This window comes from Flavobacterium sp. (assembly GCF_028689845.1).
Lineage (GTDB): Bacteria > Bacteroidota > Bacteroidia > Flavobacteriales > Flavobacteriaceae > Flavobacterium.
Genome location: NZ_JAQVCH010000046.1, coordinates 1 through 15,213 on the forward strand (window position 1 = coordinate 1; position 15,213 = coordinate 15,213).

15 protein-coding genes are annotated in these 15,213 nt (G+C 33.0%); 8 read left to right on the forward strand and 7 right to left on the reverse strand.

From position 1 onward, the window contains the following. Nucleotides 1-9: 9 nt before the first annotated feature. The 4 genes from PHR76_RS13225 (at nt 10) to PHR76_RS12460 (ending at nt 3,739) form a co-directional block, all read left to right on the forward strand. The gene (locus PHR76_RS13225; protein WP_366143604.1) at nt 10-171 is read left to right on the forward strand and encodes a DUF1214 domain-containing protein; all 162 of its coding nucleotides are present in this window, start codon (nt 10-12) and stop codon (nt 169-171) included. 167 nt (nt 172-338) lie between these two features. Next, the gene (locus PHR76_RS12450; RefSeq protein WP_300063250.1) at nt 339-1,970 is read left to right on the forward strand and encodes an arylsulfatase; all 1,632 of its coding nucleotides are present in this window, start codon (nt 339-341) and stop codon (nt 1,968-1,970) included. 152 nt (nt 1,971-2,122) lie between these two features. After that, on the forward strand, nt 2,123-2,923 hold the full coding sequence (locus PHR76_RS12455) for a neuromedin U (RefSeq protein WP_300063253.1): 801 nt from the start codon (nt 2,123-2,125) through the stop codon (nt 2,921-2,923). Between the two features lie 132 nt (nt 2,924-3,055). Next, complete coding sequence (locus PHR76_RS12460; protein ID WP_300063256.1) at nt 3,056-3,739, forward strand: ATP-binding cassette domain-containing protein; 684 nt, start codon at nt 3,056-3,058, stop codon at nt 3,737-3,739. On the opposite strand, the gene PHR76_RS12465 is transcribed toward PHR76_RS12460, so the two are convergent. Beyond that, the gene (locus PHR76_RS12465; RefSeq protein ID WP_300063261.1) at nt 3,708-4,955 is read right to left on the reverse strand and encodes a hypothetical protein; all 1,248 of its coding nucleotides are present in this window, start codon (nt 4,953-4,955) and stop codon (nt 3,708-3,710) included. The genes PHR76_RS12460 and PHR76_RS12465 overlap by 32 nt on opposite strands. Nucleotides 4,956-5,048: 93 nt before the next feature. Between PHR76_RS12465 and PHR76_RS12470 the strand changes: the two genes are divergently transcribed. From PHR76_RS12470 to PHR76_RS12480, 3 genes are read left to right on the forward strand one after another with little or no spacing between them, the layout of a single operon-like run. Then, nucleotides 5,049-5,783: a glycosyltransferase family 2 protein gene (locus PHR76_RS12470; RefSeq protein ID WP_300063264.1), complete on the forward strand. Its 735-nt coding sequence runs from the start codon at nt 5,049-5,051 to the stop codon at nt 5,781-5,783. A 2-nt stretch (nt 5,784-5,785) separates the two neighbouring features. Beyond that, nucleotides 5,786-6,664 (forward strand): glycosyltransferase, encoded by an 879-nt coding sequence (locus PHR76_RS12475; protein ID WP_300063266.1) that lies wholly within the window; start codon nt 5,786-5,788, stop codon nt 6,662-6,664. 10 nt (nt 6,665-6,674) lie between these two features. Further along, nucleotides 6,675-7,637 carry a glycosyltransferase family 2 protein gene (locus PHR76_RS12480; protein ID WP_300063269.1) on the forward strand — a complete coding sequence of 321 codons (963 nt, stop codon included), beginning with the start codon at nt 6,675-6,677 and terminating at the stop codon, nt 7,635-7,637. On the opposite strand, the gene PHR76_RS12485 is transcribed toward PHR76_RS12480, so the two are convergent. Genes PHR76_RS12485 through PHR76_RS12495 form a run of 3 tightly spaced genes read right to left on the reverse strand, consistent with a single transcriptional unit; the run spans nt 7,627 to nt 10,196 of the window. Further along, complete coding sequence (locus PHR76_RS12485; protein ID WP_300063272.1) at nt 7,627-8,616, reverse strand: class I SAM-dependent methyltransferase; 990 nt, start codon at nt 8,614-8,616, stop codon at nt 7,627-7,629. The genes PHR76_RS12480 and PHR76_RS12485 overlap by 11 nt on opposite strands. A gap of 5 nt (nt 8,617-8,621) precedes the next feature. After that, the gene (locus PHR76_RS12490; protein ID WP_300063275.1) at nt 8,622-9,011 is read right to left on the reverse strand and encodes an FdtA/QdtA family cupin domain-containing protein; all 390 of its coding nucleotides are present in this window, start codon (nt 9,009-9,011) and stop codon (nt 8,622-8,624) included. Between the two features lie 57 nt (nt 9,012-9,068). Next, nucleotides 9,069-10,196, reverse strand: coding sequence for a glycosyltransferase (locus PHR76_RS12495; RefSeq protein WP_300063278.1), 1,128 nt, complete (start codon nt 10,194-10,196; stop codon nt 9,069-9,071). Here PHR76_RS12495 and PHR76_RS12500 point away from each other — a divergent pair. Further along, nucleotides 10,195-11,331: a glycosyltransferase gene (locus tag PHR76_RS12500; protein ID WP_300063281.1), complete on the forward strand. Its 1,137-nt coding sequence runs from the start codon at nt 10,195-10,197 to the stop codon at nt 11,329-11,331. The two genes, PHR76_RS12495 and PHR76_RS12500, sit on opposite strands and share 2 nt — an antisense overlap. Nucleotides 11,332-11,364: 33 nt before the next feature. On the opposite strand, the gene PHR76_RS12505 is transcribed toward PHR76_RS12500, so the two are convergent. The 3 genes from PHR76_RS12505 to PHR76_RS12515 form a co-directional block, all read right to left on the reverse strand. Beyond that, nucleotides 11,365-13,347, reverse strand: a complete 1,983-nt coding sequence (locus PHR76_RS12505) for a S8 family serine peptidase (RefSeq protein ID WP_300063284.1) — start codon at nt 13,345-13,347, stop codon at nt 11,365-11,367. Between the two features lie 6 nt (nt 13,348-13,353). Beyond that, complete coding sequence (locus tag PHR76_RS12510; protein WP_300063287.1) at nt 13,354-14,394, reverse strand: hypothetical protein; 1,041 nt, start codon at nt 14,392-14,394, stop codon at nt 13,354-13,356. 114 nt (nt 14,395-14,508) lie between these two features. Next, nucleotides 14,509-15,213 (reverse strand): transferase (locus tag PHR76_RS12515; protein ID WP_366143603.1); only part of this gene is annotated, 705 nt, incomplete at its 5' end.

A 15,213-nucleotide genomic window follows, 5' to 3' on the forward strand; every position in this document is an offset into this window, starting at 1 on the left:
TCGATAACCATATATGTTGGACCAAAAAACAATGCCCCTAAAGGTAAAGAGGCGAACTGGCTACAGTCCAGAGCCGGTAAAGGATTCTTCGTGGCCTTTAGATTATATGGCCCGCTTGAGCCATGGTTTGACCAAACATGGATTCCTGGAGATTTTGAACTTATAAAGTAAAAGTTTACATAGGGATAAAAATGAATATAAAAAAATCTTTTACTGCATGAAAATAGCTACAATAATATTAAATTGCAATCAATTCCCATCAAAAAACGTATATTTTGATGTATTTGAACGAAAACATTACCTTAATCAATAATTTGCTAATCTTTAATATTTACAAAATGATACAAACAAAATTATTAAATTTATTTATGGCCAGTATCATCTGCCTAAGCATGTCAGTGGTACAAGCTCAAAAAAAGAGCGAAAGACCCAAGAAGCCGAACATTGTTTTAATCGTATCCGATGATACTGGATGGGGAGACCTTGGTGTTTACGGCGGAGGAAAAGGACGTGGTATGGATACGCCAAATCTAGATCGTATTGCCAAAGAAGGAATGAAATTTTGGGATTTTTACGGCCAACCTAGTTGTACTCCAGGAAGAGCGGCAATGCAAACTGGACGTATTCCCAATCGAAGTGGAATGACTACTGTAGCTTTTCAAGGTCAAGGTGGTGGACTTCCAGCGGCAGAATGGACGCTGGCCTCCGTACTTAAAAAAGGAGGTTACTCTACCTATTTCTCTGGAAAATGGCATTTAGGTGAGGAAGCTTATGCCATGCCTATTGCACAAGGTTATGACAAAATGCAAGATGTAGTATTGTATCACTTGAATGCTTATACCTATACTATGCCTTCCTTTAACCCAGATATGCCTAAAGACATGTTAGCTTTCTTTGAAAAAGTAACTACTGGCGTTTTAGAAGGTGAAGCAGGTGGAAAAGTAAGAGAAGTTAGCAAGGTGACTGAAGAAAACATTGCAGAATTGGATATGGTGATGACCGATAACGTACTAAAGCAATTAGATGTTTATGCTAAAGACAAAAAACCATTCTTTATGAGTATCAATTTCGCTAAGAACCACCAACCAAACTTGCCTTCTAAGCAATTTGTAGGAAAATCAGCAGCCAAGAGCAAATATGCAGATGCCGTAGTGGAAATGGATTACAACGTAGGTCGCGTGATGGATAAAATCCGTGCTTTGGGTATTTCAGAAAATACTATTGTCATTTATACTGTAGATAATGGAGCTTGGCAAGATGTACATCCAGATGCCGGATACACGCCGTTTAGAGGTACCAAAGGCACTGATAGAGAAGCTGGTAGCCGCGTACCTGCTATTGCTTGGTGGCCAGGTCAAATTGAAGCTGGAAGCGATAGCCACGAAATCGTTGGTGGTCTTGACTTAATGGCTACTTTTGCTAATTTAGCAGGCGTAGAATTACCAAAAATTGACAGAGAAGGTAAACCAATTATTTTTGATAGTTATGACATGGCTAATGTATTGTTCAATCAAGGAGAACCACTTCGTACTACATGGTTTTATTTTACCGAAACAGAATTGGCTCCAGGTGCTATAAGATTTGGTAAATTCAAAGCAGTATTTAATTTACGAGGAGATAATGGTGCCATGGCAGGAAGTGATATGCCAGGTCAACAATTGGGATGGAGAGGAGCTGAAGCTTATGTAGCAACTGTACCTGCTCTTTATGATTTATGGCAAGATCCACAAGAGCGTTATGACGTGTTTATGAATAGTTATACCGAGAAGACTTGGACTGCACCAATTTTTACCAAACAACTTACCACACTTATGAAGACCTACGTGGACTACCCGCCTAGACCACTTCAAAGTGAGTCATATGCAGGACCAGTAGGAATTAAACAATTCCGTACTTTGGAACAGGCAAAACAATTGATGAAAGAAAAAGGCATCATCTTACCTGAATTAGAAGGAAAGACAAACAAATAAAACTTAATCGGTACAGAGCGTTTTTCTCTCTGTACCGATTTTTTTTTAAGAAATTAGTAAAATCAATAATGCTCAAAATTTAAATTGATTTTATTTTTTTAAAGTATAAATAACAAAACTGTTTCGAATGAAACAATGTTAATATAACAACAATGAAAAACCTTAATTTAGTATTCATTTTATTTCTTCTAAGCAGTGGATTTGCAATTAGTCAAGAAAAAGAACAGGCTCCAACGAGTGATTTAGAAAGTAAAATTCAAAACCCTATTGCCAATCTGATTAGTCTTCCTTTTCAAAACAATACGGATTTTGGTATTGGTCCTGATAATCGTACCCGTAACACTTTAAATATTCAACCCGTAATCCCGCTTAATTTAAATGAAAACCTTAACTTAATTACTAGAACTATTTTGCCTATAATTTCACAACCTGTTGGATCGAACGACAGTGAATTTGGATTGGGAGATGTCAGTTTAAGCATGTTCCTTACCCCAGCAAAACCTGGAAAATTAATTTATGGTGGAGGCGTCGCCTTGGGACTTCCTACAGCGACTGATTCTTATTTAGGCTCCGGAAAATGGGCAGCAGGGCCTTCGGTTGTCTTGTTGGTACAACCAAAAGGATGGACAATTGGTACTATTATCCAAAATACTTGGTCATTTGCAGGAGCAGACGATCGTGGAGACGTGAATTTCTTTTATTCTCAAATTTTCGCCGTAAAAAACCTGGAAAAAGGATGGTATGTAAATTCGGCACCTATCATTACTGCCAATTGGGAAGCAGAATCTGGCGAACAGTGGACAATTCCTTTAGGAGCTGGATTTGGCAAGTTATTTCGCTTAGGAAAACTTCCTATAAATGCTCAAGCAGGTTATTATGTTAACATTGAAAAGCCTCAATATGGTCCCGATTCACAATTGAGAGCACAAATAACCTTGTTGTTTCCACAATAAATTACAACCTAAAATCAAATTCACTTCTTAAATTTATAGAACAAATTTATACTCGATTTTGAAAAGCTAACTCAAATAAAATTTTGAAAAGCCTTTTGAACTCACTACTTTTACCGTTCAAACTATTCCACTATGTCAACTCACATCGCGTCGCTGAAAAATGTAAATATTTTTCAAGAAAAAAATATGATTCTCAAGAACATCAACCTTGATGTACAACGTGGAGAATTTATTTATGTCATTGGAAAAACGGGTTCAGGAAAAAGTAGTTTTATGAAAACACTGTATGCCGATTTACCTTTGACAAATGGAGAGGGTTCGATTGTTGATTTTGATTTGGCAAAATTAAAAGAAAAAGATATTCCTTATTTACGTAGAAAAATTGGAATCGTTTTTCAAGATTTTAAATTATTACCCGACCGAACTATTCAAGAAAACCTAGAGTTTGTTTTAAAAGCAACAGGTTGGAAAGAAAAAGCCGATATGCATCAAAAAATTGACGAAGTACTTGAAAAAGTAGGTATGAAATCGATGGCACATAAAATGCCGCACCAACTTTCAGGCGGTGAGCAACAACGCGTCGCCATTGCAAGAGCGTTATTAAATGATCCTGAATTAATCTTAGCAGATGAGCCTACCGGAAACTTAGACCCGCAAACTAGTGTAGAAGTAATGGAAGTGCTCCGTAAAATTAATCAAAACGGAAAAACCATTATTATGGCCACCCATGATTATGCATTAATTATGAAATTTCCATCCAAAACCTTAAAATGCGAAGACAGTACTATTTTTGAAGTCGTGCAAAGAACAGTTTAGACTTTAAAAATGCCGCTAACAAGAAGAGCGTAAAAGGATAGGTAATAAGATGAAAGCGATCTCCTTGATCACTCGAAATTCCTGAAATTCCAATAATATATAAGACAAAAAGTGCCGCCAGAAAAGCGGTGCTTTCTTTTTTGTAAAAATAAAACAGTGAAAACAAGGCCACTATAATTCCTAAAACCGTCATTAATCGGTTTTGGTATTTAGAAATGATATATAAAACGGACTGCTTTTGATTAAAGGGATTACTTTGTGATTCTTTAGAATAAGCATTGACACATATTGAACCTGTAGCCGAATTCCAAAGAAAATTATTTCCATAAGCTTTTATTAAATTGACTTTGTTATTTAGCAATTGTTCTTTGATATCCGCGTTCGCAATTTGTTTTTGCTCATGCACTTTTTTAGAAAATAAATAAGTAGCTCTAGGATTATCAATTTGGTGATATTCTTCACCGTTTCGATAGGCATCTGCTTTCGAAAACAAATAGTTATGAAACGTGACACTATCAATATAACTAATCGTAAAATCACCAAATTGGTGTTTTAAACCAGCGGCTTGTATAAAACATAAAAATAGAGCCGCATACAATAAAAATATCGCTTTGGTTTTATAGTTTAGAAATAACACGCGTGCATAGTAAATCAAGACCAAGATGGCAAAAAACTTACTCGCCGGTTTAATCAACATACTGAGTACCAACAACGCCAAGCCGATTGCTAACCACTTAAAAACCCGTGTTTTTTCATACCGTTGTAAAAAATAAAAACTCAGTAACAGAAAAAATAAAAAGGAAGTTTCCGCCAATAAATGAAAATTATATAATGTATTAGTAATCATTAAAATAAAAACTAACGCAAGCCAAAAAGCCATTTTTTGAGAAACATAGTAGAGCAACATTTCAAATAAAATTAAAATAGTAGCCAACCAAAGAACAACATTGATGTAAATCGAACTGGTATATAAATCAGTATCCGAAGCTCCAAACAGCAACGGAAAACCATATATTCCTGCCATCAACATCGGTCGATAACAATGGCCACGATAATACCAATATAAATTAGTAGCTGCTTCATTATAATTACTTGCATCGGGAAAAATCAAAGTTTGAGCAGAAATATCTAAAAAGGTATACAAAAACAAAAGCCAAATCAGTCCAAGAAAGACCAAAAGAGAATGAAAACGGTATTTTTTAAAAAAAAGAAACATATTTTTATGGAAATAAATGCCCTATTGCTTGAAAAAAACTAAATTGCTCCTTCAAAAAATAATAGTCAAAAATAGGGTATTATTTTCAATTCTATGGAAAACCAAATTCGTATAAAAAAGTTATCAATTATCATTCCCGCTTTCAATGAGGCCAACACCATTCATCTTATCTTAAATAAGATAAAAGCCGTTACTTTACTTGAAAATCTGGCAAAAGAAGTCATAATTGTAAATGATTATTCAACCGATGCCACCGAAAATAACATTCTTTTATACCAAAAAGAAAACCCCGAACTCCCACTCTCCTATTATAAACATGCTCAGAACCAAGGGAAAGGAGCGGCCATTCATACCGGAATTGCTAAAGCAACTGGTGATTATATTATCATTCAAGATGCTGATTTAGAATATGATCCAGAAGAATATAATTTACTTTTAAAGCCAATTTTAGACGGTCATGCCGATGTAGTTTATGGTTCTCGCTTTATGGGTGGAAATCCGCACCGCATTTTGTTTTTTTGGCATACCATCGGCAACCGATTTTTAACATTCTTGTCCAATTTATTTAGCAATTTAAATTTATCCGATATGGAAACGTGCTACAAATTATTTGATGCTCGAATTTTAAAATCCTTAACTTTAAAAGAAAAACGATTTGGTTTTGAACCGGAAGTAACCCAAAAAATTGCTCGGATTAACCGAATCAAAATATATGAAGTAGGCATTTCCTATTACGGACGAACCTACGAAGAAGGAAAAAAAATCAACTGGAAAGATGGATTTAGAGCCATTTGGTGTATCTTTAAATACGGTTTATTTAGATTGTAATCATGGTATCCATTTTAATTCCTACTTATAATTATTCAATTGTTACTCTTGTCCAAAGAGTGCATGAACAATGTATTGAAGCTCAAATTCCTTTTGAAATTATTTGCTTGGATGACCAATCTAAAAGCGAGTATTACCTTGAAAACCAAACTATTTCCGATTTGCCAAACTGCTTTTATAGTGTCAATGAAACTAATTGTGGTCGCACGTTAACGCGTCAAAAATTAGCCGAAAAGGCTCAATATGATTGGCTTTTATTTTTAGATGCTGATGTAATTCCAGCCAAAATTACTTTTATTCAAGCTTATCTTGATGCTTTACAACCCAGCACCGTGATTTTTGGAGGCTATGAATATGAAAAAGAATTAAGTGATTTCAATAAAATTCTTCGCTACCGTTACGGCAAAGAACGGGAAGAAAAACAAGCCTCAGAACGAAACACACATCCGTATACCTACGTGTTTTCTGGAAACATGCTTGTGCCAAAATCCATTTTTCTAGGCTTAAATTACCAAGCAAGCGAAAAAAATTATGGCATGGATATTTATTTTGGGTATCAATTGTTTCAACAAAAAATTCCTGTGCTTCATTTAGACAATCCGATTATTCATTTAGGGTTAGAATCCAACGAAATTTATTTTCAAAAAGCATTGCAAGGCGTAGAATCTCGAAAAAAATACTTATTGCATGAAAAAGAAGTCGACCAAATGAATCCGTTAGTACAAGCTTATACCAAACTAAAAAAGTGGCGATTAACTAAATTGGTTGCCTTTGGCTTTAGAATTGTTGCTCCTATTTTAAAGAAAAATATCCTGAGTACAAATCCAAAACTAATCTATTTTGATATGTACCGTTTGGGTTATCTTTGTTCCTTAGCATAATAAAAAGACCATGAAACCCTTATTTTCAATTATCATTCCGCTTTACAATAAGGAAAAAGAAATTAGGCAAACGCTTGAAAGTGTTTTGCTACAAAGCTTTCATGATTTTGAAGTAATCGTCATCAACGATGGTTCAACCGACGGTAGTGAAACTATTGTAAAGTCATTTTCGGATAATCGAATCAAATTAATAACTACAGCTAATCAAGGTGTATCAAAAGCCCGAAATCTTGGGCTGGAAAAAACAACGGGGCAACTCATTGCTTTTCTTGATGCAGATGATTATTGGTATCCGAATCATTTAGAAGATTTATTCCAATTATACCAACAGTTTCCCAAAGCGGGTTTGTTGGCTACAAATTATGAACTTTATTTTGGAGAAAATTCTATCATTCAACCCACTTTTGATGCTATTCCAACTTCAAATTGGAATGGAATTGTTCCTGATTTTTTTAAGTCAAGCATGCGATATCGTTTGGCGTGGACAAGTGCAGTTGCAGTTCCAAAAAAAGTGTTAGCTCAAATCGGTAATTTTGATGAATCAATTACTTTAGGAGCTGGAGAAGACACCGATATGTGGATTCGGATTGCTATTACATTTCCAGTTGCTTTTACAACTTCTAAGTCGGCACGCTATAAAATGACGGCTCAAAATAAAATCAGTTTTAGTGAAACTACAAAACGCCAATTTGCAAAATTGAATAAATTTAAGGACGAAGAAAAAACGAATTATTCGTTAAAGAGATTCTTGGATTTATACCGAGTAGTTTATGCTTTAAAACACAAATTAGCGGGAGATTCTCAAAATTTCGAGTTCTATTATGCTGCTATCGATTTGAAGAATTGTTCACTGAAAAGTAAAATACTATTGAAATCACCTCGTTTTGTCCTTCAAAAATTAATGAAATTGAGTAAAACTTTCAATTCGAATACGATATATTTTGATTGGTATACGCGATTATTTAAGTCGTAGTTTTCTTTTGGTAAACACCAAAAATACTATCCGATTTTCCAACTTTGGTTACAAATCCTTTTTCTTTTGCTATTAAATCAAAAAGCAAAGCTGTTTTTTCAGAATCAGTTTGCACAAAATGATGGGCAATTCCTTTTAAGAGAATGTGGAGAATGTTATTCCCAATTCGTTTTTCTTCGAGTATAGAAAAATGGTTATGCAACGCTTTTTGCAAATTAGCAGAATCCGGAGCTTCCGAAGGATCAACTAAAAACATTCGAAGCAATCCTGGTCGATATACTTTTCGTTTAATTGAAGTTCCGTCTACTAATACTTTATATTTTTTTGGAATTTCTTGCAGTAATTCATTCGCATAGTTTAGCTGTGCTTTTGTCCATTGCAAACGGTTTGGCCCGCAGTATTCATTGATAACTAAAATGCCGTCATCCTTCATTAAAGGAAAAATCTCTTTTTGTAAAAAAGCATCTATGTTCGAAAAATGATGTAAACTTGAATCAAATAAAATCACATCAAAACTCGATTCTGGTAAATTCATCGAATGAAAATCACCAGCAATATAGTCAATGGGCAACTTTTCTTCGTTTGCTAATTGTTGAGCTTTTTCAATTCTTTTGGGAGAAATATCCACACCAATTACGTTAGAAAATTGTCCTGATTGAGCAAAATGACGTTCATGTAAACCTTCTCCACAACCGATAGATAAAAGAGAAAGGTTGTGTTTTTGGGCTAAATACCTTTTTGAAACATAAAACTCATAGGTTTCTGTCGGATTTCCTGAAATCAAGGTATTCCAGTGTTGTTGCAATTGTGGAATTATCCAATAATCCGAAGATTGTTGGTGGTTATTCCATTTTTCAGCAACACGAGTATTATTTGATAGTTTAAAAAGGGAAAGCAATTGCTTCACTCCTTTTTGCTTCACTTTGTAGTAAACATCAAGAAAATCTCCAATTGAAATCAAGGACGTTTCTGAAGCCATAACTATTATATTGAATCTTTAAATTCTTGGAAATCACGAATATAATCTTCTTCTTCAAAAACATCGGAAGCCACAACCAAACAAACCGCTCCAGAAGAAAAATTTTTCAATTCTCGCCAAACTCCGTTATGAATCAGTAAACCTTCAGATGGATTATTTAATGTAAAAACCTGTTCATTCAAACCATCATTGACGATTACGTTAAAACTGCCACTCAAAGCAACCAAAAACTCTTTTTGAACACGATGGGAATGTCCTCCCCGCTCTGCTCCACTTGGCACATCGTACAAATAATATACCCGTTTAATTTCATACGGAATAACCTCTTTTTCTATGACGGATAGATTTCCGCGAGGGTCTTTAATTTTTGGTAATTGAAGTAACTGAACTTGCAAAATGGTTTTTGATTAAATTAGGTTATACAAAACTAACAGTTTAAAAAAATATAATCCTCATTTTTTGAAAATTGTTTCCCTCCAAATGGCAATAACCTTATCAAACTGATGCTTTTCTAAGGATTCTTTTGTGTTAAATCGGCAATTTTCATACAACGCAGTGTCGGTCACCAATCGATTCATGGCAAGTGTAAGTTGGTCAAAATTTTGATTTTCAACAAGTAAACCATTTATTTCATTGCGAATAATTTCATTGGGTCCAGATTCGCAGTCGAACGAAATCACTGGAGTTCCACAGACTAACGATTCGACTAAAACCGTTGGATAACCTTCATTACGGCTAGAAAGCACTAAAAACTGAGCTTGTTTCATATAAGCATACGGATTTGTTTGAAAACCCATAAAATGGACATAATCAGCAACTTTCAATTGCTTGGCTATTAATTCCAATTTCACTCTTTGAACTCCATCTCCTAAAAAATAAAGGTGAATGGCATGTTGCGGCAAAATGGAATTCGCATAACTTTCAATTAATTGGTCAAACTGTTTGATATTGTCATCGTCCATCCGACCCACGGCAAGAATGAATTTTGAATGGGTCAGAATGGGTTGTTCCGCTTTTTTATTTATTTCTTCAAAATCAATTGGATTTTCAATGGTCAAGACATTTTTAAAATCGTATTCCTTTTCAATTTTTGATTGAATCGCTTTGGAAACCGTTACAATTTTAAAAGCTCTTTGATAGATTAACTTCGCCAAAGTTTTATTTTTCGGAAAATAATACCCTAATTCAAAACTATGAATCGTTGGAATATAATTACAAGTGAATACGAATCGACTGAGCAAAAGTTCTGCCCATGGCTTGTTTTTTGCTCTAAAATCGATAACATAATCCAATTCGTTTTGTTTGATGTGTTTTTTGAGTAGCGAAAAACGTTTTAACCTATTGAAAAAACCGCTTTTATGATTTCCTAAATCGAATAAACGCCCAGCATAAACAAAAGATATATTTGAATTGACAAGAATATTGTGTACTTCAAAACCACTTTTTTCAAAGGCAATGGAATACAAAGCATGGATTTTCCCAGCTCCGCCATGAGCGAGACTTGTGCCTATTAATCCAACTTTTATTTTCTTATCTTGCAAGCGATTTGTTTTAATTTCATACAAATATACTTGATTCATGCGAATCTTATTGATAGGCGAATACAGTCGGTTGCATAATTCTTTAAAAGAAGGCTTAGTAGAATTAGGTCACGAAGTCGTTTTGGCCAGTGATGGCGACGATTTCAAGAATTATCCAAATGATTTTTCGTATGACTGTAAATGGAGTAAATCAGCACTATTTTACTATCCGCGAAGAGTTTTTCTTAAATTATTTCAATTTGATATTGCTGCTTTTGAACGTGGCATTCGGTTTCGCTTTTTATTACCAAAACTAAAAGGATTTGATGTGGTGCAACTCATTAATGAAGCAGCCATCAACACAACGGTTTCATTAGAAATTAAATTAATCCAAAAATTAAAAGAACAAAACGGAAAGCTATTTTTGCTTTCTTCTGGTGCCGATGCTATTGGTGTGCAATTCATGTTGGCAAATAAGTTTAAGTACTCGATTCTAACACCCTATTTAGAGAAAAAAGAAACTAGGAATGAATATCCTTATATTTTGCGATATGTTTCTAAAAATCACCTTCGTTTGCATGACTATATTTTCGAAAATATAAACGGTGTGATTGCAACCGATTTTGATTATGTGCTTCCACTTCTTGGCCATCAAAAATATAGTGGTATGGTTCCCAATCCTATTAATACATCCAAGATAGATTTTTCACCTTTGGTGATAAAAGATAAAATTGTGCTCTTTTTAGGGATTAATCGGTATAATTATGTCAAAAAAGGAATTCGTTTTTTTGAAGAAGCACTAGCAGAAATTGAAAAAAAATATGGTAATCAAGTTGAGATTATCATTACCGAAAATATTCCGTATGAACAGTATATTGAATTATATAACAAAGCTCACATTTTGTTAGATCAAGTCTATGCCTATGACCAAGGTTACAATGCCTTAGAAGCCATGGCGAAAGGAAAAGTAGTTTTTACTGGTGCTGAACAAGAGTTTACAACACATTATCAACTGACTGAACGCGTAGCAATTAATGCGTTGCCCGATGTGAATGATTTAGTAAAAGAATTATCTTTTTTAATCGAAAATCCGCAAGAGATTATTGAAATAGGAAAACGTGCGAGAACTTTCATTGAAAAGGAGCATGATTATGTAAGGATTGCGGAACGGTATTTAGAGGTTTGGAATAAATAAAGAGGGCTTTTCAGCCCTCTTCAAAAACTTAACCTATTTTTTTATAAATTTTATTGATTCATTAATTTCAGATGAAGTTACTTTTACAAAATAGACTCCACTATTTAAATTATTCAGTTTAAAATCAATTTCAGTTTCTTTTGAATTTAAACTAAATACTAATTTACCAAATACATCAAAGATATTAACTTCAATCTCTTCAGATACTTCTTCATTAAAAATCAATCTAAAATCGCCATCATTAGGATTTGGATAGAGATGAACTTTTTTATCAAAATTTCTTTTTATTAAATCATAGTCATTTACTTCTTTTTTAGATATAGTATTAGAAATTCTTTGAGAAGTGGAACATATATCCAACCCAGAATCGATACTAAGATCAATAAATCCCGTAGTTGGATTAAAATCAGAATTTCCTATCACATCAATGCTGTTTTTAGCTTTAAAAGTGGATGTATTTGTTTCTCTAAAAGTTAAGTTAGATAATGTCAGATTATTACTTATTCTACTCAAATCAAAGTTAAATCTCCAAAAGTCTTGACTATCAATAACCGCATTGCCATTAGGAATCATCGATTCATAAGTAAATTCTACAGCATCACCTACCTCCAACTTACCAGAACCTGAATAACCAATAAAATTTTGATTACCATTTATAGATTCCAAATTCTTAGACGTTAATTGAATAATATCTTCAACTTCATCAACTAACAAACAATCATTTAATGAAAACATTAAACCATCAGTCCAAGCAACATGTGGTGCAGCACCAGAAGTTCCGCTACCGTAGTATAAAGGTTTTCCATTATCAGTGTTTCCTAAAACATACCAAGGATAAATAACACTACTATAGCCTGGAGCACAAATATCGACACTACTATTAACTGTGTGCCATGAATTAAAGGCATAAGGTCCATCACCATTGTAATTAGTTACAACTGATGGTGACACCATATCCTTTACAAATAAAGAAATCTCACCATAATTAGCGTCATTTACTACTTCTTGGCTCCATTCATTTTTATGATTAACTGATAAAACAGAAATAACATGATTGTAAGAAGCTGGATATCCATATAATAAACCTGGTGCACTATTATTATTTCCAGAACTTCCAACACAGACAACATTATAATCCTCGTAAATTTCATCAAAAATCCATTGATAAATAGTATAATTACTAGGAGGAGAATAGCTATGACCAGTCCAACTCATATTTATTACTTTTGCACCTGAAATTGCAAGTTGTAATAATCTATTTAAATTAGGTGTTGGATTTGTATAAGTTCCTGGTGTTCCCCAAGAATATTTTGTCGCGACAATACTACAATTAGAACAAACACCTACTAAACCATGAGAATTATTTCCTTGGGCTGCAGCAATGGCTGCAGTTGCAGTACCATGCCACGATTCATTAGAAAGGGAGTAAGGTGGATTATAAATTGGAGATTCATAATAACCTGGCAAAAAAGTTGTTTTATACATAAAATCAATATCATTTATATCAATATTTGCATCAGAAATACCAATTTTGACTTCAGCATTTCCATAAGTATAATCCCATGCTTTAGGAACATTAACATAATCGAAGTTACTTAGACTTAATGGGAATCCTAAGTTAGCTACTGGACTAGTAGTTCCATAATCATTTGGATAGCTATTATTTAATTCAACTTTAAAATCCGTTACATCTTCAAATTTTATAAATTTATCGGACAATGTAGTTATCAAATTTTCACCAAATAATTTTTCTTTGGTTACAAACATAAATACATTTAATGTTCTTTCTCTTTTAGAATCTGGAAAAGCCTGAAAAAAATCGAGAATATTATAATTTTTAAAAAAATTAAATTCTCTTTCGTCTTTTCCATCGTAAACAATAAAATTATTTTCTTTTTTAAATTTTGGAGCTAATTCCTTATTTGACATTTCTACTAAAAAGAAATTGAGGTCTTGACCAAAACTTATTAAAGAAAATAGACTCATAAAAATGAGCAAACAAATTTTCTTTTTCATAGAATACTATTTTTTAATTTGTTCTTTTAGTTGTTCAACCTCTTTATTTAATGTAATAATATAAAGTGTCAATTCCTCTATTTTTTGAAGTAATAATTTATTCATTTCTCCAAGTTCAATTCCTTTTTCTTCAACTTCAGAAGCTGAAGGTATATCAATTAGATGCCCTTTTTCATTTATATGATTTTCAACTTCTTCAAGGGTAGGCAAGTAATAATCTTTTTCAAAAACATAATCAGCCCAGTCTGTATAAACTCTAACACGATTTGCTCTTACTGCACCATTAACAGATAATCTGTAACTATCTGTACCATCTGTAAAATTGCTTGTTCCAATACCAATGTTTGAATCTGTTAAAATATTTCCTTCTATCATTGAACTACCTCTTACAACCAATTTATGTTGTGGTAAATAGTCACCCCAACCAGCTATCACAACCCTTGAGTTCGATTTGGGCATATCCAAATAAACATCATTATCATTTCCTGAATCAAAAATTCTAAAAACCACATCCGAATTTTTACCATTTATTCTAAACCCAGTTTCATCACCTTGTTCTGCATAAAATCTCAATCTTGTTTTAGCAGCCCTGTCTGATACATTTAAAAACACAGTTGGATTCGGTGTATAAGCATCACTTGGATTATCTGGAAAGTCATATATACTAAAAACACCATAAGGAACTCCTTGGTCAAATAATTTAGTTCCTGCGGTTAAGGCAATTGAGGCTCTAAATCTATCTGCCCAAGTAGCATAATTTGTTCCATTAGGAGCAGAATTAAAAAACAAAGCTTGTTTTGCAGTAATATTACCATTAATGTCAACTTTTTCACTTGGAGTAGTAGTACCAATACCTAAATTTCCGGAAAAATAAGAATTACCATTTACCAAAAACTTGTTTGTTCCAAAACTTGGTGTTGTGGTGTAACCAACACCAACTGAACCAGATCTAAAAATGTTTGATGTTAAAGAAGTCCCTGTTGGACTCCATTGAGCTGAAACTACTGTCGTAATCATAACAGCAAATAAAAACGAAATTTTTTTCATAATAATAAAATATTAATAAGTTAATTCTCTAAAATTATAAAAAAAATCAATTTAACATATCATTAAAATGTTAATTATATATTAAATTCTTGCTGTAAAACTATATATAGTTTATTAAATTTTCAACCATATATCCATAAAATTTTGATTCTTTTCACTTTCCCAATCTCTTGAAAAATTTTTTCTTATAAATTTTGCTGGAATTCCTCCTAAAAGGATATATTCTCCTAATTCATAATAATTATTATTACATAAACTATTTGAGGCAATCGTAACATTCTTATTTGTCTCTGTGTTTGGTAAAACCGTTACTCTATTTCCAATAAAATTAAAATCTCCAATATTTATAGTTCCTTTAATGGGAAATCTTTCTCCTGTTTCCGTATCAAACATTTGATGAAAATTTGAATCCATTAATTGGGTTTCATAACTAATTCTAACATTATCTCCTAAAATAATTTTATTCATACAAATTAATTTAGTGTTACTCCCCATTCCTGACATGCTTCCAATTTGCAGAATTGCATCCTTCTCTACATAAATAAAATAATCTTTTCCAAATAATGCTCTTCCTTTAAAGACTATTTTCCCCTTGACACATACTTCAGAAATACCTTTAGAAACACTTTGTTTTTCAAATTTCTTTCCAAAACCAATCATTCCTCTTTCTATTGGAGAATCGATCTGTACTGAACCTTTTAAACTCTGAACCTTAACTTTACCGTAAAAGAAAACAGGTAACTTAACTGCTATTTCATAAGGAAACATTTTGAAATTAAAATATACTGTTTTAATCCAATTAACTTTTATAAAAAGATT

Coding starts and splice junctions, on each gene's coding strand:
- PHR76_RS12450 (WP_300063250.1), top strand. CDS start 339: ATGATACAAACAAAATTATTAAATTTATTTATGGCCAGTATCATCTGC.
- PHR76_RS12455 (WP_300063253.1), top strand. CDS start 2,123: ATGAAAAACCTTAATTTAGTATTCATTTTATTTCTTCTAAGCAGTGGA.
- PHR76_RS12460 (WP_300063256.1), top strand. CDS start 3,056: ATGTCAACTCACATCGCGTCGCTGAAAAATGTAAATATTTTTCAAGAA.
- PHR76_RS12465 (WP_300063261.1), bottom strand. CDS start 4,955: ATGTTTCTTTTTTTTAAAAAATACCGTTTTCATTCTCTTTTGGTCTTT.
- PHR76_RS12470 (WP_300063264.1), top strand. CDS start 5,049: ATGGAAAACCAAATTCGTATAAAAAAGTTATCAATTATCATTCCCGCT.
- PHR76_RS12475 (WP_300063266.1), top strand. CDS start 5,786: ATGGTATCCATTTTAATTCCTACTTATAATTATTCAATTGTTACTCTT.
- PHR76_RS12480 (WP_300063269.1), top strand. CDS start 6,675: ATGAAACCCTTATTTTCAATTATCATTCCGCTTTACAATAAGGAAAAA.
- PHR76_RS12485 (WP_300063272.1), bottom strand. CDS start 8,616: ATGGCTTCAGAAACGTCCTTGATTTCAATTGGAGATTTTCTTGATGTT.
- PHR76_RS12500 (WP_300063281.1), top strand. CDS start 10,195: ATGCGAATCTTATTGATAGGCGAATACAGTCGGTTGCATAATTCTTTA.
- PHR76_RS12495 (WP_300063278.1), bottom strand. CDS start 10,196: ATGAATCAAGTATATTTGTATGAAATTAAAACAAATCGCTTGCAAGAT.
- PHR76_RS12505 (WP_300063284.1), bottom strand. CDS start 13,347: ATGAAAAAGAAAATTTGTTTGCTCATTTTTATGAGTCTATTTTCTTTA.
- PHR76_RS12510 (WP_300063287.1), bottom strand. CDS start 14,394: ATGAAAAAAATTTCGTTTTTATTTGCTGTTATGATTACGACAGTAGTT.